The organism is Archangium sp., assembly GCF_057119385.1.
In genome coordinates this window covers 1-17,309 of the sequence record NZ_DBNGVP010000178.1, presented here as the reverse complement: position 1 = coordinate 17,309, position 17,309 = coordinate 1, and the positions used below count along the sequence as shown (strand labels likewise).

The following is a 17,309-nucleotide window of genomic DNA, read 5'->3' as shown; positions in this document are numbered from 1 at the left end:
GCCCCGGCGAGCCTCACGTTTCTCCTGGTGGTGCACCCCGCGCGGGCGGCACGGCAGGTGGACGTCCTCCGCAAGACGCGCCCGGTGGACTTCTACAAGCAGAAGGCGTGGGATGCGGACGCGAAGGCCCAGCGCTGCGAGGAGGAGAAGGCGCGCCTTCGGGCCGAGCAGGGCGGGCCGGGTGGACTCCGAGGCCTGCGCGCGGCGGGCCTTCTGGACGAGAGGCTCGGCGTCGCCGTCAAGAACATCACCGAATACGTCAAGACGAGGCCGCGGGCTGCGCTGACACTGGTGGACGCATGGTCCTACCGCTCCGGGACTGTGGAGAAGGGCCGCGTCGCGGTGGAACTGAACTTGAGGAACCCGGGGACAAAACCCTGGACGCTCGCAGGCGCCGTGCTGCGCGGGACCAGGGGCGAAGAACTCATGCCGCTTCCGGACACGCCCGTGTCCATTCTCCCGGGGGCCCCTGGCCGCGTCATGGTGGAGTTCGAGGCCTCCGCGAAGCAGGCCCAGGGGGCGTATACCTTGACGCTGTGGGACGCGGACGGGCGCTCCGTCATTCTGGAGAACGTGACGTTCCCATAGCGCCGCTCCGCGACGGGTGGCGCAACGCCTGAAACCCACCTGTTACATCCTCCATCCTCTACCCAACCCAATGGCTTGACGGACACACCCGCGTTTCCGTGTAATTCCGGAGCGACGGCTCGCACTCCGCGTCGCTTCCGGAGGTGCGCCGTGTCCACCCGTCTTCCTGGCTCGCGCTCCCCTGGCGCTCGCCTGCGCCCCCTGCTGGGTGGCTGGTTTCTCGTCCTCCTCTTCCTCCAGTCCGCCTGTGTCACGGGCACCCCACGGGGCAGCTTTCTCGTGGGCTACCGCTACAACTCACTCACGCCTCCTCCGGCGCCCCAGGAGTACGTCACCCTCACGCCCAGCAGTGACTTCGCGCCCGTCCAGGTGTCGGACACGCAACTGCGCGAGGCCTTCACTCAGTTCGTCCTGGAGACACCCCTGAAACTGGCCACCCGCCCCTCCAGGCCGCTGTCCGGCCGTCTGGTGCTGGTCTCCTGGCCGGGAGGGGGCGTAGGGGACTCCAGTGTCGAAGGGGGTTACGCGCGCCTGTGCGAGAAGCGTGGCGCTCCGGGGGACTGTTTCTGGCTGCTGGGGGAAGGCCCGCACGACACCCGCCTCAGCCACACCGACAGGTTCATGCTGGCCCTCAGCCTGGCCCTCACCCCGGCGCTGGAGGCCGCCACGGGCGTGCTGCGCGACTCCTCCGCGCACGCCATGACGGCCCTGCTCACCGGCCTCTCCTTGTACCTGGTCGTTCTCATGGCGCCGGAGCCCATCTCCAAAAGCCTCGCCATCGCGATGACCGTTTTTCTCTGGGGCTACCTGGGCGTGGAGCTATGGGAGCTGAGCTCCGCCACGCAGGACCTCTGGGACGCGGCGGAGGAGGCCAACACGTTCCAGGAGCTGAGCGGCGCGAGCGAGCGCTATGCCCGGGTGCTCGGGCCCAACACCATGCGCGTGCTCATCCTCCTGGCGACGTGGAAGGCAGGGGCCAAGGGCAAGGAGGCCATGACGGGCAGCGGACTGCCGGGTTTCTCCCAGGCGGTGCAGAACGCCGCTTCCGCGGGCGGGGTTCACCTGCCCACGGCGGCGGCCGAAGCGACGTCCGTGTCCGTGAGGGGAGGACGGCTCGTTCTCACGCTTCCCGCCAGCTCGGCTGCTGTCCTCTCCATGCAGGAGGAGGGCGACATCCACCACATCGCCACCGTGGAGAACGAGAAGTCCTCCCTGCGAGGCGGGCCGTGGACACCAAAACTCAAGACGTTCTTCGACAAGGCCGGCATGTCCATGGAGGACCCGGCCAACAAGGTCCGCATCCCGGGCCACAAGGGGCCCCATCCACAGGCGTACCATGAGCGAATCTATCAGCGACTCGCGGAAGCGGTGGAGGACTGCACAACCAAGGCGCGGTGCCAGGAGGCACTCACGCGGGAATTGGGGCAGCTGGCCAAAGAACTCAAGGAGGTCGGCTCCGTGCTCAACAAACTGGTGACTGGAGCCCCGTGAGGCTAGGAGAGCGACATGGCGCAGAGGTACTTCGAGCTGACCGAGGACATGACCAGCCCGGCTCGCTGGTTGTTGGGCGACCCTCTTGATGAGCAGGGAAACGAAGTGCGCACGCGGCAGTTCATGAGCGGAGAACTCACTCGCTTTGACGGTCGCCTTCAAGTCCCTATCTACCACCCCGGAACGTCGCTCGACTTCACGCGCGTTGACCCGGGAGCCATTCCCGTCGTCACCGAAAAGGTGGCCCGCGTTCTGGCCGAGCTGGCTCCGGGTGACGTCCAACTCTTCCGCGTGGAAGTGGAGTCGCGACCAGAGAGCTACTTCCTGGTCAACGTCGCGCGCCTCGTCAAGTGCATCGACGACGAGGCTTCCGCGGAAGTTCTGTACTGGAAACCGGAGGATGGGCGACCCGAAAAGGTTGGGCAGTACCGCGATGTGTACGGCATGCGCATCGATCCCTCCAAGGTGGGCGATGCCAAGGTCTTCCGTCCCTGGGGATGGAGAGTGGCCCTCATCGTCGCCGAGAACGTAAAGGAGGCCCTTGAGCGCACCGGCGCCACGGGGCTCGAGTTCAGAGAGGTCACAGGCCCTGGCCGCCAGAGGGTTGAGCAGCAACCGCTACCGCGTTCACACGCGGACTGGCTGCGGCAGGTGGACGCCGCCCGCGAAGCGTTCTGGCGCACCCTTGGCGAACTGGAGGAAACAGCCATCGTCCCCATTGTGCCCGGCGGCCCTGCGTGGCCGGGCCACCGGCACGCATGGCGCGTCATCCACCGTACAGGGCGACGGCTCCTGTTGGTGACGGACGGCCTCTCCGATCCCTTCGTCGGACATGAGGCGCCGTCCGTGGGCTTCGGCCTCGAACTCGCAATTGAAACCGACGAGCCTGTAAAGGACGTCCAGGGGAGTTGGGTCCTCTTGGTTCTCCAGCGCGTGGCGAATGAGGTCGCGGAGCACGAGCGAGTGCGCAAAGCCGCTCTGACGGGCCAACTGACCATGGAGGTGTCCGGGAAGGGAATGCCCAAGTCTCTCGTCACCCAAGATGGCCGAGTGGGCGTGTTGCTGGGGCTGACGTCGAGCACGCTACCGCAGCGCCTTGATACCCCGGCAGGCGAGGTGCGGCTCGTCACCGTCAAGACACTGCTTCCTTCCGAACTGGCCTACCGCATACAGCACGGGAAGGAAGGTCGGGAGGAACTGGTGCAGTGCTTCGTGGACAGTGGTGAAGAGCACCTGTCTCGCGCCAAGCGGCGCGCGGTGAAACTGTCGCGCGCCAAGTGAGCTGCATCGACGACGAAGCATGCGCCGAGGTCTTGTGCGTGCACCGGACCATCGCGATCGCCGATTCCGGAGCAAGCCGCTCAGTGATTCCGGGCCAGGCCGAACAAGGACACGGACGTAGGGATGCCGGATGAATTCCAAGGGCTCATCCCCGGAGTCAAGGGAGGGGAGACGACGCTGGATGTCACATGGAAGCAGGCTGCTTCCTCTCAATAAGCTCGTCACCCGGACCGAGTGAGGTAAGGAGTGTGTCAATGGCGCAAAACTATTTCAAGCTGACCGACGACATGAATCGCTCGGATCGCTGGCTGTTGGGAGACCCCATCGACGAGCAGGGCAAAGAGGTACGCGGATGGCAGTTCATGAGTGGCGAGCCCACCCGCTTTGACGGTCGCCTTCGCATCTCGGTTTACCACCCTGGCACTTCGCTCGACTTCACGCGCGTAGACACGGGGGGGGTTCCCCGTAGTCACCGAAAAGGTGGCCCGGGTTCTGGCCGAACTGGCCCCCGGCGACGTCCAACTGTTTCCCGCCGAAGTGGAGTCGCGGCAAGAAACCTACTTCGTGGTCAACGTAGCGCGCCGGGTGAGATGCATTGATGAAGCAGCCTCAGAGGAGGTGCGCTACGCGGAACCGGAAGACAACTGGCCAGACGAGGTTGGTTATTATGACTCCGTGTACGGTATGCGCATCGACGCCTCCCAGGTGGGTGATGCCAAGGTGTTCCGTCCCTGGGGCTACACGGGGTCTCTGCTTGTTTCCGAGGACGTGAAGGAGGCTCTCGAGCGTACCGGGGCCTCGGGCCTGGATTTCAGGGAGGTCACCGGCCCTAGTCCCATCAGCGACGAGGAGCGCGCCTACAAGCGCAAGTGCCGCGAGCTTCTGGAGCCTCCCCCTGCCGCCAGACGTGCCGCGTGGAAGTCGCTCGGCAGGCTGGACGAGCTGGCCGTTGCCCCACGGGCCATCTGCTACGAATGGCCGGGCCACCGGCAGGACTGGGCCATCATCCATCGGCAGGCAGGGCGCATCCTCCTCGTCTCCGAGGGCCTCTCGGATCCGTTCATTGCCCGCTTGGAGCCCTCCGTGGGTTTCGGCTTGGAGCTCGCCCTGGAGACGGAGCTGGCGGAGCTGCCCCTCGATGCCATCGAGGGAAGCTGGCCCTACGTGCTGCTCGAGCGAGTCTCAAAGGAGGTAGTGGTCCACGAGCACGTGCGCGAGGGGGCCAAGGCGGGCCTGCTGGTGCTGGAGGTGGCGGGCGACGGAATGCCCGCGGCCCTCGTTGGCAAGGAGGGGCGGGTGGGTGTGCTGCTCGGCCAGGAGTCGCGGACGTTGCCAAGGGACTTTCCTACCCCTTTCGGCGGCGTGCGGCTCGTCACCGTCAAGGCCCTGCTACCCGCCGAGTTGGAGTACATCGTGAAACGCGGCGCGGAGGGCCCGCCCGAGCTGGCGCGGCGCTTCGCGCAAACCGGCGAGGACCACGTCTCATGCGCCGACCGGAAGGCCGTGGTGGAGTAGCCCGCGCGTCCTGAAGCTCGCGCCCCAGCCGGCAAGCGGTGGCGTAGCCAGCGCACCGGAGGCACATCGGCAGGTGGAGTTCGGAGCCTCAGCGCTGCTTCTTCCGCTCGATGGAGAAGGGCTCCAGGCGCATGACCAGGTCATGCCGGAGGACCATCGCCTGCGGAGCATGGCTCGGAACGTCTTGCATTCGCAGGTCGGCGATGTCGCGCCAGCGCAGCGGGCCTTGTTCCAACCTCTTCAGCAGCGCTGTCTCGAAGGTGGAGGGAACGCGCGTCTGCTTCAACGTCTCCAACGTCCGGCCGCGGTCATCCGTCATCAGCATTCCAAGTCCCCGCTCCTCGCAGAAGGTCTGGAGGCCCTTCCACTTGCACCGGTTCACGTGGAGCGCCATGTGGAGGCACGGCTTCAACTCCGCCACGATGGCCTCGCCACTCTCCAGGATGAACACGACATCGGGGTAGTAGGTGAGCGGTCTCCCGTCGAGCACGTAGGGGACGCGGTAGGGTTGCTCCTGGTAGGTGACCACCTCATCGAGGCACTCGAGGAGCATGAAGAAGCGGCGCTCGAGCTGGGACTCGTACTCCACATTCCTTCCGAGCTTCGCGCTGTAGAACGTCCCGGTCTCCCCGTCACTGTCAGGGTTGACCTTCCTGGCTTGCTTCAAAGGTGTTCCACGCACCATGAGCCGTTTCGTGGACGGCCTGACAACGGACTCGAGGAGCCTGGCCATCTTCTGTCGCAACCGGCCCTGGTGATAGAGACGCTTCTGCTCCTCGTACTCGGCCGCATCACGTTCCCGGGCGGCCTTCAGCGCCTCCGAGAGCAGCCGCTCATCCCCGGCCTTGTCGAGAAGCGCCAGGACGCCCAGGGTGAAACCACCCGCTGAAGAAGCGAGGCCGCTTGGCCCGGCTGGAGAGCGGCCAGGCAAGCAGCCAGGGTGAGCCCGAGCTCACAGGCGGATGATCGCGCCCCCTATGGCAAGCTCGTGGCCGCGCTCGACGGGGCCAGGGCGGCGGGGGCGGACATCCTGGGTCTCGTCACCGCGCCGCCCTGAGGTGCCTCTCAGCCCTCGCCGCTCCACTCGTTGCCGCGGCCCTCCAGGGGGCCGCGCTGGGGACGGACGACACAGAAGCGCTGGCCCGTCGGCGCCTCCATCACCCACCAGCGCTTGATGAACTCCACCCGCTTCGCTCCGAGCGCCTCCAGCCGCTTCACCTCCGCCTCCATGTCATCGGTCTCGATGTCCAGGTGGATGCGGCCCGGATGTTCCACCTTCTGCACGAGGAGCATCGGCTCCGCGGTGGCCGCGGTGAGCTCGCGGTAGTTGGGGTCCTCCGGTGTATGGGGCACGACGGGCCTTCCGAGCGCCTTGCTCCAGAAGGCCGAGGCCGCTTCGATATCCTCGGTCTTGCAGTCGATGACGAAGGCGGCGAGCCGGCTGCGATGCATGAAGTCCTCCCAGGGGTTCAGGAACGGCCCGCATCATCCCCGATGGCCCGCGGCTCCGCCTGGATTGTCTGCGTGCCGGCGGGGGCGGGTGTTGGCTCGGCCGCGTTTGCCTCGGGGGCTGGAGTGGGAACCGGGAGCGGAGCGGGGGTCTCCACCGGGGCCCGGACGGGCACCGGAGCCATGGCGCGGTAGACGTCCACGGTGAAGGCCGTGGTGGCCAGCGAGAAGCCGAGCCGCGCCACCACGGCCAGCTGCGCCACCAGCAGCGCCAGCCAGGCCTTGCCCGCGCTGGTCACCTGCACCGCCGCGTGCAGCCGCGCGCAGACGAGCACCACCGCCAGGCCCAGCAGGCCCACGGCGATGTAGCCGAGCAGCGCTCCGGGCGAGCGCACCATCCGCTTCAGCGCGCGCCAGGCCGCGAGCCGCGTCTTGCGCTGGTCATCCGCGTAGAGCTGGACGCGCGCCAGATCGAAGCTCGAGCGCCAGAGCGCGAACAGCACCACCACCAGGGCCAGGTGCGTCAGGCTCCAGAAGGTGAAGGGGTTCTCCAGGGCCCAGTGCTCGCCCTCGAGGGTGAACAGCGTGGGTTTCTCCGCGCGGGAGAAGAGCACGGTGGCGAGCGCCACCAGCCCTCCCACGGGCAGCAGACCCAGCAGGGCCCAGCCGAGCAGGCGCAGGTTGCGGCCGAGCTGGGCGGCGCAGTCGCGGGCGAAGTCGGCCAGCGAGAAGCGCCCGGGCGAGCACAGCCGCGAGACGATGCCACCCGCCAGCACGAGCTGGAGCCCGAAGGAGAAGACGATGCCCAGCACGAACGGGCCCGCGAGGAACGGGCCGCCGCCCTGCGCGAGCAGCTTGCTGAAGTCGAGCACCGCCTCGGGCGAGGGGAAGGGCCGGCCCTGGCCCGCGAGCGAGTGCCCGAACCGGCCGATGGCGGGGATGAGCACGGGCAGCGACTGGATGAGGGCGATGCACAGGTTGGCCGCCAGCAGCACGCCGAGCAGCTTCAGCTCGGAGAAGGCCCGGAGCGGCGCCGTGAGAATCGAACGGAAGGAGTTCATGGCTCGGGCTCAGAAGAGGAGGGACGCGACGGTGGAGAGCATCTGGCCCACGTAGGTGGTCCAGCCGAACAGCGACAGGGCCACCTGGCCGGACAGCTTCTTCGTCCGCGAGTTGTTGGCCGGGTGGATGTCCAGGGCGTTGACCGCCTGGAGCTCCACCTGCTGGAGGTCGACGTCCTTGCCGGTGCGCTCGAGGACGAGGTGCTTCCAGCGCTCCTGGCCGTCCCAGCGCTCCACCTGGGTCGAGCCATCCGCGAACGTCATCTTCACGTCCACCGGGACGCGGACGTCCCCGAGCCGGTTCACCTGCACCTCGCAGCGGTTCACCGTGTCATCCTTCGCCTCGCCCCGGGGCGCGCGCTCCACCAGCTGGACGCCGCCCTTGCCGTCGTCGAAGAAGCCCTTCTTCGCGACGCGCTCCTCGCACGACATCGAGCCCACCGCGTAGTCCAGCTGGCCCGTGCCCCGGAAGAACGTGTCGAAGAACCAGCCCAGGTCCTGCCCGGACACCTCGTTGACCACGGCGAAGAAGTCCTCGCTGCGCGGGTGGCGGAACTTCCAGCGCTCCACGTAGGTGCGCATGATGCGCGCCATGGTCTCCTCGCCCACCAGCTGCTCCAGGGCGTAGAGCGTCACCTGCGGGCGGCTGTAGCTGTTGCGGAAGTAGTCCCCCAGGGTCCGGAACTGCCACGAGGACTGGAGGATGGGCGAGTTCTCGCGCAGGCCGCTCATGCCGCGCATGCGGTCACGCTCGTCCCAGTCCGTGGTGAACAGGGGGCCCAGCCAGCTCCGCAGCGGGCTGGGGAGGATGTGGGCCGGGTTGGCCTTCACGTTCTCGGCGAGGCACAGCCGGGAGGTCCCATAGCTGTTGATGCCCTCGTCGAGCCACGGCTCCTCGAACTCGTTCGACGCCAGCAGGCCCTGCCAGTAGTTGTGGCCGAACTCGTGCGCCGTCGTCTCCCAGATGATGAAGTCCTTGGGCTCGCCCGGCTCCTCGCGGCCCACCACGGTGACGAAGGTGGGGTACTCCATGCCTCCGGCGGCGACGCCATCCGTGGGTGGTGCCACCAGCGTGAGGTGCGAATACGGCCACGGCGTCCACCACCGGCCGAAGTGCTCCAACGACGCCTTGGCGGCCGCCATGATCTGCGGCCCCGAGCGGTGGTGCTTCGGATCCACCAGCACGGTGAGCCCCACCTCGGGCAGGCCCGGCGAGCGGAACACGTCCTCGAGCACCTCGAAGCGCTCGGCGGCGGTCCAGGCGAAGTCGTGCACGTCGTCCTGGTGGTAGCGCAGGGTCTGGGTGCCGTCCGGATTCTCGCGGCGCTCCACCAACCCCCCCGTGGCGCCCACCTTCATCGCCTGGGGCACCGTCAGGCGCACGTCGTAGGTGCCGAAGTCGGCGTAGAACTCGGAGGCGGAGTGGTACTGGTGGCAGTTCCAGCGGGGGCTCGTGGCGCCACGCTCGGGGGGCACCTCCAGCACGCCCAGCTTCGGGAACCACTGGGCCACCAGGTAGAAGCCGCTGTCCGAGCGTCCGGCGCGGGCGAGCACCTTGGGCACGCGCGCCTCCCACTGGAGCTCCAGCGTCACGCGGCCACCGGGGGGCACCGGCTCGGGCAGCGTCACGGTGAAGACCGTCTGGTCCTCCGTGTTGTCATCGTCCGGGTGCTCGAAGCGCAGCGTGGGCAGCAGGTCCGCGCCGCCCTTCACCCGCAGGGCCTTCACGTTCGAGTAGCCCCACTCGTCCGGCTCGTTGTCGGGGAAGGAGGGTGAGTCCGAGTCCGAATCCCGGACGCCGCCCATCTCCTTGGCCTCCCGGTAGAACGTGGAGCGATCGTTCTTGAAGGCGTTCCAATACAGATGGAACCACAGGGTGGCTTGCGGCTCGTTGCTGCGGTTGCGCCAGGTGATCGTCTCCTGGCCGGTGAGCGCGTGGGTGGCCGGATCCAACCGGGCGTCGATCTCGTAGTCGGCGACGCGCTCGGAGAGGGGCGCACCGAGGGCACGGCCCTGAGGGTCGAAGAAGGGAGCGGCGGGGGCCGGGGACTCCGCGGCGAGCGCCGGGAGCTGGCCGAGCAGCAGCAGGAGGGAGAGGAGGCGTGTCATCGGGGCGGCAGCTTCGCATGCCGCCGTGGCTCACGAGAACACGTTCACGTCGCCATGGACGGGGAGCAGGGCCACGTCCTTGCCACCCCGGTACGCCTGCCGCGCGGGCACCGAGACGAGCTCCCACGTGGGGAGCACCACCGCGGTGAGCGAGCGGCCGTAGACGCACCCGGTGTCGATGCCCACCGCGTACTCCGTGACGAGCGGCCGGTCGAACACGGTGTGTCCGAAGATGACGCGCTCGGGGCCCTTCCAGTGGTGCGTCCAGAAGCGGTAGTCCGCTGGCGCCTTCGAGGGCCAGTAGCTCTTGCGCTCCGGGGGCCGCACGCACTGGGCGTGCAGCAGGTGGTACGGGTCCTGCTGGGCGATGGGCTTGCCGGGCAGCACCCCCGCGTGGACCACGGCGGCGTTGTGCTCGGGCAGGAGGATGGAATGGGGGAGGGTGGCGAAGTAGTCGAGGTGCTCGGGGCCGAGGGCCTGCCGGGTCTCCAGGTGGTCCGGGATCAGGTCGGCGTCCTTGCGGCGGCGCTGTTGCAGGTGCTTCTCCTCGTGGTTGCCGAGGATGGACTCGTGCCGCATGGCCAGCTCGACGCACTCGCGGCGCTTGGGGCCTCGGTCGACCAGGTCCCCCGTGAAGATGATCCGGTCGCTCGAGGTGGCACCCACCTTGTCGAGCAACTCCAGGGCCTCGTCGTAGCACCCGTGGAGGTCTCCGATGACGATGGTGCGGGACATGATGCTGCTTCCTTCGAAAGGGTGGGACCCGCCCAGGGACGGGGAGCCGCGTCATTCCTGACAGCGCGGCAGCTCGACGGTGAAGGTGGAGCCCTCGCCGGGGTGGCTCTCCACGCGGATGGTACCGCCCATGGCCTCCACGATGCTGTGGGTGATGTAGAGCCCCAGGCCCAGGCCTCCATAGTGACGGTCCGAGACGGCCCGCTCGAACTTGCCGAAGATGCGCTCCTGGGCTTCCGGCGAGATGCCGATGCCCTCGTCGCGCACCACCAGCCGCGCCCGGTCTCCCTCGGCCTCCACGCGGACGTGGATGGGCCGGCCGGCGCCGTAGCGGATGGCGTTGGAGAGCAGGTTGGTGACGACCTGCTCCAGCCGCAGCCGATCCCACCGGCCGGGCACGTGCGGCTCTCCCTCCACCCACAGCTTCGAGCCCACCCGGGCCGCCTCGGGGGAGAACCAGGCCACCACCTCGCGCAGCACCTCGCCCAGGTCCGTGTCGGTCACCTCCAGCGTCAACCTCCCCTGCGCGATGCGGCTGACGTCGAACAGCGCATTGAGCAACGTGGAGAGCTTCCACAACTGGCGTCTGGCCATGTCCACGTGCCGTTGGAGCACCTCGGGATGGCCCTCTCCCGAGCAGTTCCGGGGAATCTCGCGGGACAGGGCGCTGAGCTTGAGGTTCAAGGGCGTGAGCGGCGTCTTCAGCTCGTGCGAGGCCACCGAGAGGAACTCGTCGCGCAGCCGCACCGCGCGCTGGGCCTCGCGGTACAGGCGGGCGTTGTCCACCGCGAGCGCGGCCCGGTGCGCCAGGTCCTCGGCCAGCAGCTGCTCCTCCCGGCCATAGGAGCGGCTCGCGCGGGGCTGGCCCCCCCGGCAGTAGAAGAAGGCCAGGGCGCCGAAGGTGCGGTCCCGGGCGTGCAGGGGGACGATCAGCGAGGAGGTGACCCCCGTGCCACGCAGCAGCTCCAGGTGCCGGGCGTCGCTCGCGCAGCGCGTGAGCAGCTCATCGGTCACCTCGGCCACCAGCTCGGTGCGCCCCGTGCGGATGACGGCCCCTGGCCCGGTGGCATCCTCGAGACGCGAGGGCTGGTGGCGGGCCAGCTCCTGGGCGATCTCCCTGCGGATCGGATCCACATGGGCCACCGCCAGCCGGCGCAGGCCTCCGTCCGGTTCGAGCATGTCCAGCCCACAGCCATCCGCGAGGGTGGGGACGGCCCGTTGCACCACGTGGGTGAGCGTGGCCTCGTAGTCCAGCGAGCTGGCCAGCGTCTCGCTCACCGAGGCCAGGAAGGTCTGGTGGGTTTCGGCGCGCTTGAGCGCGGTGATGTCCATGAAGCTGGCCACCGCCGCCTGCAGCTCGCCCCGCGCGTCCCAGATGGGCCCGGCGTTGATGAGGAAGACGCGCACGGAGCCATCGGGCCGGTCGTAGAGCAGCTCCTCCTGGGGCGTGGGCTTCCCGGTGGCCAGCACTCGCGCCAGGGGATACTCCTGCGCCGCGAAGCGCCGCCCATCCGGGTGGATGGCGTGGTACTGGACATACTCCTCCACGCACATGCACGGGAGCATGGGGTGACCCATGAGCAGCTCGGCCTGGGCGTTGAAGTTCAGCGTCCGCCCGGAGGGCGCCTCGACGATGTGCACCGCGACGGGGAGCTGCTGCAGGAGGGCCTGCAGGCGCTGGTGTTGGAACGCCAGCTGCTCGTGGAGCCGCTCCCGTTCCTGTTGCGCCTGACGGAAGGGGGAGATGTCGAGGATGAAGCCCTCCAGCTCCCGCACCTCCTCGTCCGGCCCGAGCAGGGCCACCCCCCGCTCCCAGACCCAGCGCTCCTGCCCCGTCCGCGGGCGGATCCGATAGGTGAGGGTGAAGGGGGCGCGGGTGGCGAGCGCCTCCTTCATCTCCTTCCGGAGTCGCGGTGCGTCCTCGGGGTGGACCAGCTCCCCCCAGGTCACGCGGCGCTCGGTGAAGTCCTCGGGGGTGTAGCCGGTGAGGGACAGGGTGGCCTGGCTGGCATAGCTCAGGGCCCAGGGCTCCTCGGGGGCGCTGCGGTAGACCATCCCCGGCACGTTTCCCAGCAGGGTGCGCAGCATGCGCTCGCTCTCGCGCGCGGCCGCTTCGGCCCGCTCGGCCCGCTCGAGCGCCACCCGCATCAGCGCCTGCCGCCGGTGCTGCTCCAGGTACATCCCCACCTTGAGGCGGAGGATGTCCGGGGAGAGGGGCTCCAGGAGGCAGTCCACCGTCCCCAGGGTGTAGCCGCGCAGCAGGTCCGCCTCGCCACAGGAGCGGCTTCCGAGGAAGAGCACGGGGATGTAGCGGGCATGGGGGTGTGCGAGCAGGCGGCGGGCCGTCTCGATGCCCACGGTCCAGCTCCGCCGCGCATCGACGAGGATGCAGGCGAGCGACTCGCCGAGCCGCGTCCCGAGCCCATCGCTCCAGGCAACGGCCCTGTGCACGGGGTACCCGAGCGGCGCGAGGAGCTCCTCCACGCCCGCCAGGTCCTCCATCTGCTCCCCCACGAGCAGGAGCGAGCTGGCCGTCTCCCCCGAGACCTCCCCGGTTGCGTCCGGCTTGCCCGCGAGCTCGGGTGGGGAGGGTGACTCCGGATGCGTTCCCCACATCCCCCTGTCCTCCTTGCTGTCCCCAGGTGCGATGCCAGAGGTCGTATTGGGTCAACCCTGCGCACCCCTCGAGCCGTCCGCACCACGTGGCAGCTCGACGGTGAAGGTGGAGCCCTCGCTCGGGCGGCTGTCCACGCGGATGGTGCCGCCCATGGCCTCCACGATGCTGCGGGTGATGTAGAGCCCCAGCCCCAGGCCTCCGGAGTGGCGCTCCGAGACGGCCCGCTCGAACTTGCCGAAGATGCGCTCCTGGGCCTCCGGCGAGATGCCGATGCCCTCGTCTCGCACCACCAGCCGCACCCGGTCTCCCTCTGCCTCCACGCGGGCATGGATGGGCTGGCCGGCGCCGTAGCGGATGGCGTTGGAGATCAGATTGGAGACGACCTGCTCCAGCCGCAGCCGGTCCCACCAGCCGGTGACATGCGCCTCCGCCTCCACGTGGAGCTCCGAGCCCACCCGGGCCGCCTCGGAGGAGAACCAGGCCGTCACCTCGCTCAGCACGTCGCCCAGGTCCGTGTTCTCGGGCTCCAGCTTCAGCTTCCCCCGCGAGAGGCGGCTGACATCGAGCAGCGCGTTGATGAGCGTGGACATCTTGTGCACCTGCCGCTGGGCCACCATCACATGGCGCTGGAGCGCCTCGGAGTGGGCATCCCCGGAGCCGCACCGCGGCAGGTCGCGGGACAGGGCGGTGAGCTTGAGGTGCAGGGGCGTGAGCGGTGTCTTCAGCTCGTGCGAGGCCACCGAGAGGAACTCGTCGCGCAGCTGCACCGCGAGCTGGGCCTCGCGGTACAGGCGGGCGTTGTCCATCGCGAGCGCGGCCCGGCGCGCCATGTCCTCGGCCAGCAGCTGGTCCTCCGGCCCGTAGCGGCGCTCGGGGTGGCAGTGGAAGAAGGTGAGCGCGCCGAGGGTGCGGCCCCGGGCGCGCAGGGGGACCGTCAGCATGGAGGTGACGCGCGTGCCGCGCAGCAGCTCCAGGTGCCGGGCGTCCCGCGCGTATTGGACGAACTGCTCCTCGGAGAGTTGCTGCTGCAGCTCGGTCCTGCCGGTGCGGATGACGGCCCCGGCCCCGGCCGGATCGTCGAGCCGCTGCGGGTAGCTCCGGGCCAGCTCCCACGCCAGCTCCGCCCGGGCCGGGTCCACGTGGGCCACCGCCAGCCGGCGCAGGACGCCCTCCGGCTCGGCCATGTCCAGCAGGCACCCCTCTCCCAGCACCGGCACCGCCCGCTGCACCACGTGGGCCAGCGTGTCCTCGTAATCCAGCGAGCTGGCCAGGGTCTCGCTCACCGAGGACAGGAAGCCCTGGCGCTGCTCGGCGCGCTTGAAGGCGGTGATGTCGGTGATGAAGCCCTCCAGGATGGCCACCCCCTCCGGGCTCTCGCCAATGCCCACCCCGCGCTCACACACCCAGCGCTCCTCCCCCGTGCGCGTGTGGATGCGGTAGGTGAGGGTGAAGGCCGTCCGCGAGGCGAGCGCCACCTGGATCGTCTCCCATACCTGCCGGACGTCCTCGGGGTGGATGAGCTCCCGCCAGAACACGTGGCTCGCGGTGAAGTCCTCGGGCCCATACCCGGTGAGCTCCAGGACGCCCGGGCTGGCGTACAGCAAGGGGTAGTGGGGCTGGTTGAAGCACCGGTAGGCCACGCCCCGGAGATTTCCCAGCAGGGTGCGCAGCATGCGCTCGCTGTCGCTCTCGCGGTGCGCCTCGGGAGCGGGGGGAGGTTCGGCGTCCGGCTGGGATCCCCACATGCCTGTCCTCCTGCCCCCTGCCGGGTATCCAGGGGGTGACACTTGGGCAACCCCTCGGGCTTCCCGGGTCGTCCAGGCCACCGGGCACCCGGGGCGAAGCCCGCCCGGCCGGGGTCCGGAACCCGGAAAACCCGCCGGAACATGGCCGGAAAATCCCCGCCGTCAGGTTCTCGGGGCCGGTTGCGTCGCTCTCCTCCAGTACCCCTCGTGTGCCCTCTGTCGGACATCCGAGGCTCGTGTCATCGGGAGACCGCCTTCGGATGCTGTCGTGCTACCTTGACCCGCCGTTTCAGCGAACCCCACCCTGCCCAGGCGGGGAGCTCGTGCCTCCCGGCGGCGTTCCGAGGACCTTCCGGTGTTCGACGATCTCACGGATGACGAACTGTTCGCAGAGGTGCTCCAGCGGCGCGCTGGAGGCGAGGCCGTGGGGGCCCCGCTCGGCGCGCTGTGCGAGCGCTGGGCCCGTCCGGCCCGCTACGTCATCTCCAAGATTCAGGCCAGCTATGGCCGTGGCTCTCCGGCGGACGCGGACGAGCTCTATCAGGACGCGGTCGGCAAGTTCCTCGACCGGGGACTGGACCAGTTCCGCGGCGTCTCCGAGCAGATGCCCGGGCGCAGCGCGTCTCCCAAGACGTTCTTCCTGCGCATCGTCAAGCACGTGGCCATCGACTTCTACCGGCGCCAGCGCGAGGACCTCGCTCCCGCCGCGTCGGATCCCGATGACGCCATGGAGGAGCCCGCCTCCGAGGTGGCTCGCGCGGTGGACCTGTCCCGGCGGCGCGAGGAGCGCACCGAGGCCCAGGAACTCTACTGGCGTGCCTTCGAGCGGCTGCAGCAGGAGCACCCCAAGGAAGCGGGTGCGTGGGAGCTGTACCACCACCAGGACGTCGAGGACCACGAGGAATGCGCCCGGCGCCTGAACATCAGCGTGGTCAACTCGTACAAGCGCGTGAGCCGCGCACAGGCCTACCTCCGGCTCTATCTGCTCGACCTCCAACAGGAGGGCGGGCACGAGTGAGCCCCCACGTACCCGAAGGAGGGTACTCACATGGTCGTTGACGCACTCTCTCGGTATCAGGCCCGGCGTGAGCAGCTCGTCCGGGGTGGCACTTCCCACGGCGGTTCGCTCGAGGCGATTGGGGACATTCTCCGGCGCACCGGGCGGTTGGGCAGAGAGGGCGTCGAGCAGGCCCTGCGGGGGTTGACCCGGGCGGACATCGACGGCTGGCTCCGGTCGCAGAAGCCCGAGGCCCTTCAGCCCGCGCTGCTGCGGGCCGCGGAGGAAGCCGCCGAGGCCGCGCTGGGGGAGGAGGGGGAAGAAGCCGACGTGTGGCGCACCTCCTCGATGGACGGACTTTGCGCGCGAGACCGGGCCGAGTCCGCCGCGCGGGCGATCAGCGAGTGGGAGTCACTTCATGGGGCGCTGGACGGAGAGGCGGCGGCGCGGTGGAAGGCATTTCGCGACGGCCTGGGACGTCTGGATACGGTGCTGCGTCCCAAGGCGCGCTGGTTCATTCCGCTCAACCCACAACGCCGGGCCGAGCGGGACATCCTGGATACGGCCGAGCGGACACGGGCCTGGTGGTTCACGGAGCGGGCCGACTGTGACGACTTCCTGGCGGCGCTGAGTGCCCGGCCCGAGCGGCCGAGTCCCCACCTGCAGAGCTGTGACGAGTGCCGCGCGGACCTGTCGAGGAGCGAGACGGTCGAAGCTCCCCCCAAGCGGCACCTGAGCGCGGATGACTTGTGGCGCTTCGACATGGGGATGATGTCGGCGGTGGAGCTGAAGTGGGTGGATGGGCATACGGAGAAATGCATCGAGTGTGCGCAGGCCATCTGGGCGTTGGAGGAGGGAGACGAGGCCATCGAGAAGGCGCTGGACGAGCAGTCCGCCCCCGCGGCCCGCACCTCGAGGGGCCTGGAGAATCCCGCGCGCAGGCCCGGAGCGGCGCGCCATCCCGAGCAGCGTGAAGTGCTGGAGGAGCGGCGGGAGTTCCGCGTGGTGCTCGTGAGGGAGCGCCAGCGGACCCGGCTCCTGGTTCAACCCCTCGCGGGGCGCGCCGTGACGGCGGCCGTGTTCCTGGCTCCCGGCAAGCCCTCGCTCAAGCCGCAACAAGGACCCGAAGGTCTCCAGTTCGATCTCGGCACCGGCGGCGGTCGCACCGCCCACCTGATGGTGCGGGTGGGCAACAGCGAGATCTTCGAGCGCGACTTCTCGTTCTAGCGAGATCGTCTGACCGCTGTGGTAGGGCGACAAGCCATGACCACGGAACAGTCCCCGGTGCTCGAGTTTCCAGCGTGGCTCTACGACACCACTGAGGCCATCCTCCGCAAGGCGAGAGCCGAGGGTCGTTGGTGGGCTCGGGAGTACCTCGAGACTGGTGCCTTTCCACAGCCCCGGCGAATGCGCCAGGTGCCGCCCGGCGAGGTGCTGGTGATGCACGCGGGGGCCGAAGATTTCGACTGGGCCCACCCGCGCTGGCGGGTGCACATGTTCGGTGGCGTCTTCATGGACTTGAATGAAGGCGTCCCGGAGGCGGACCGCCAGCGCATGAGGGAGGCCTTCGAGTCCTTCTGCCTGGGCACCCCTTGGGCAGGCTTGATTCAAAGTCCTACGAGAGAGGTTATCCCACCAGGACCTACGGCTGAAGTATAGTCCCGCCTACAGGCGCCCACCGGAGGCGAGCAGCCGCGAGCTGATCGCGAGGGGGGAGCCTG

The 17,309-nt window shown here is 69.0% G+C and carries 13 protein-coding genes; 6 read left to right on the top strand and 7 right to left on the bottom strand.

The window, feature by feature from the left end; all coding sequences use genetic code 11:
- The 4 genes from AC16DP_RS41780 to AC16DP_RS41765 all read left to right on the top strand — a co-directional run.
- On the top strand, positions 1-588 hold a 588-nt coding region (locus tag AC16DP_RS41780; RefSeq protein ID WP_483957050.1), incomplete at its 5' end, for a DUF2381 family protein.
- Positions 589-738: 150 nt separating this feature from the next.
- The gene (locus AC16DP_RS41775; protein WP_329726582.1) at positions 739-2,079 is read left to right on the top strand and encodes an AHH domain-containing protein; all 1,341 of its coding nucleotides are present in this window, start codon (positions 739-741) and stop codon (positions 2,077-2,079) included.
- Positions 2,080-2,094: 15 nt separating this feature from the next.
- Positions 2,095-3,360: an imm11 family protein gene (locus AC16DP_RS41770; protein WP_329726581.1), complete on the top strand. Its 1,266-nt coding sequence runs from the start codon at positions 2,095-2,097 to the stop codon at positions 3,358-3,360.
- Positions 3,361-3,840: 480 nt separating this feature from the next.
- Positions 3,841-4,875, top strand: a complete 1,035-nt coding sequence (locus AC16DP_RS41765) for an imm11 family protein (RefSeq protein ID WP_329726580.1) — start codon at positions 3,841-3,843, stop codon at positions 4,873-4,875.
- Between the two features lie 88 nt (positions 4,876-4,963).
- On the opposite strand, the gene AC16DP_RS41760 is transcribed toward AC16DP_RS41765, so the two are convergent.
- From AC16DP_RS41760 to AC16DP_RS41730, 7 genes are all read right to left on the bottom strand, one after another.
- Positions 4,964-5,542, bottom strand: coding sequence for a hypothetical protein (locus AC16DP_RS41760; RefSeq protein ID WP_329726579.1), 579 nt, complete (start codon positions 5,540-5,542; stop codon positions 4,964-4,966).
- A 398-nt stretch (positions 5,543-5,940) separates the two neighbouring features.
- Positions 5,941-6,327, bottom strand: a complete 387-nt coding sequence (locus tag AC16DP_RS41755; RefSeq protein WP_329726578.1) for a VOC family protein — start codon at positions 6,325-6,327, stop codon at positions 5,941-5,943.
- Between the two features lie 17 nt (positions 6,328-6,344).
- Positions 6,345-7,385: a hypothetical protein gene (locus AC16DP_RS41750; RefSeq protein WP_329726577.1), complete on the bottom strand. Its 1,041-nt coding sequence runs from the start codon at positions 7,383-7,385 to the stop codon at positions 6,345-6,347.
- A 9-nt stretch (positions 7,386-7,394) separates the two neighbouring features.
- Complete coding sequence (locus AC16DP_RS41745) at positions 7,395-9,494, bottom strand: M1 family metallopeptidase (RefSeq protein ID WP_329726576.1); 2,100 nt, start codon at positions 9,492-9,494, stop codon at positions 7,395-7,397.
- Between the two features lie 30 nt (positions 9,495-9,524).
- The gene (locus AC16DP_RS41740; protein WP_329726575.1) at positions 9,525-10,229 is read right to left on the bottom strand and encodes a metallophosphoesterase; all 705 of its coding nucleotides are present in this window, start codon (positions 10,227-10,229) and stop codon (positions 9,525-9,527) included.
- Positions 10,230-10,280: 51 nt separating this feature from the next.
- Entirely contained in the window at positions 10,281-12,845 is a 2,565-nt protein-coding gene (locus AC16DP_RS41735) for an ATP-binding protein (RefSeq protein ID WP_329726574.1), read from the bottom strand.
- 51 nt (positions 12,846-12,896) lie between these two features.
- Positions 12,897-14,591 carry a sensor histidine kinase gene (locus AC16DP_RS41730; RefSeq protein ID WP_329726573.1) on the bottom strand — a complete coding sequence of 565 codons (1,695 nt, stop codon included), beginning with the start codon at positions 14,589-14,591 and terminating at the stop codon, positions 12,897-12,899.
- 355 nt (positions 14,592-14,946) lie between these two features.
- On the opposite strand from AC16DP_RS41730, the gene AC16DP_RS41725 reads away from it, so the two are divergent.
- Positions 14,947-15,609, top strand: coding sequence for an RNA polymerase sigma factor (locus AC16DP_RS41725; protein WP_329726572.1), 663 nt, complete (start codon positions 14,947-14,949; stop codon positions 15,607-15,609).
- A gap of 30 nt (positions 15,610-15,639) precedes the next feature.
- The gene (locus AC16DP_RS41720) at positions 15,640-16,815 is read left to right on the top strand and encodes a hypothetical protein (RefSeq protein WP_329726571.1); all 1,176 of its coding nucleotides are present in this window, start codon (positions 15,640-15,642) and stop codon (positions 16,813-16,815) included.
- Positions 16,816-17,309 lie beyond the last annotated feature (494 nt).

Coding starts and splice junctions, on each gene's coding strand:
- AC16DP_RS41720 (WP_329726571.1), top strand. CDS start 15,640: ATGGTCGTTGACGCACTCTCTCGGTATCAGGCCCGGCGTGAGCAGCTC.
- AC16DP_RS41750 (WP_329726577.1), bottom strand. CDS start 7,385: ATGAACTCCTTCCGTTCGATTCTCACGGCGCCGCTCCGGGCCTTCTCC.
- AC16DP_RS41755 (WP_329726578.1), bottom strand. CDS start 6,327: ATGCATCGCAGCCGGCTCGCCGCCTTCGTCATCGACTGCAAGACCGAG.
- AC16DP_RS41770 (WP_329726581.1), top strand. CDS start 2,095: ATGGCGCAGAGGTACTTCGAGCTGACCGAGGACATGACCAGCCCGGCT.
- AC16DP_RS41740 (WP_329726575.1), bottom strand. CDS start 10,229: ATGTCCCGCACCATCGTCATCGGAGACCTCCACGGGTGCTACGACGAG.
- AC16DP_RS41735 (WP_329726574.1), bottom strand. CDS start 12,845: ATGTGGGGAACGCATCCGGAGTCACCCTCCCCACCCGAGCTCGCGGGC.
- AC16DP_RS41730 (WP_329726573.1), bottom strand. CDS start 14,591: ATGTGGGGATCCCAGCCGGACGCCGAACCTCCCCCCGCTCCCGAGGCG.
- AC16DP_RS41745 (WP_329726576.1), bottom strand. CDS start 9,494: ATGACACGCCTCCTCTCCCTCCTGCTGCTGCTCGGCCAGCTCCCGGCG.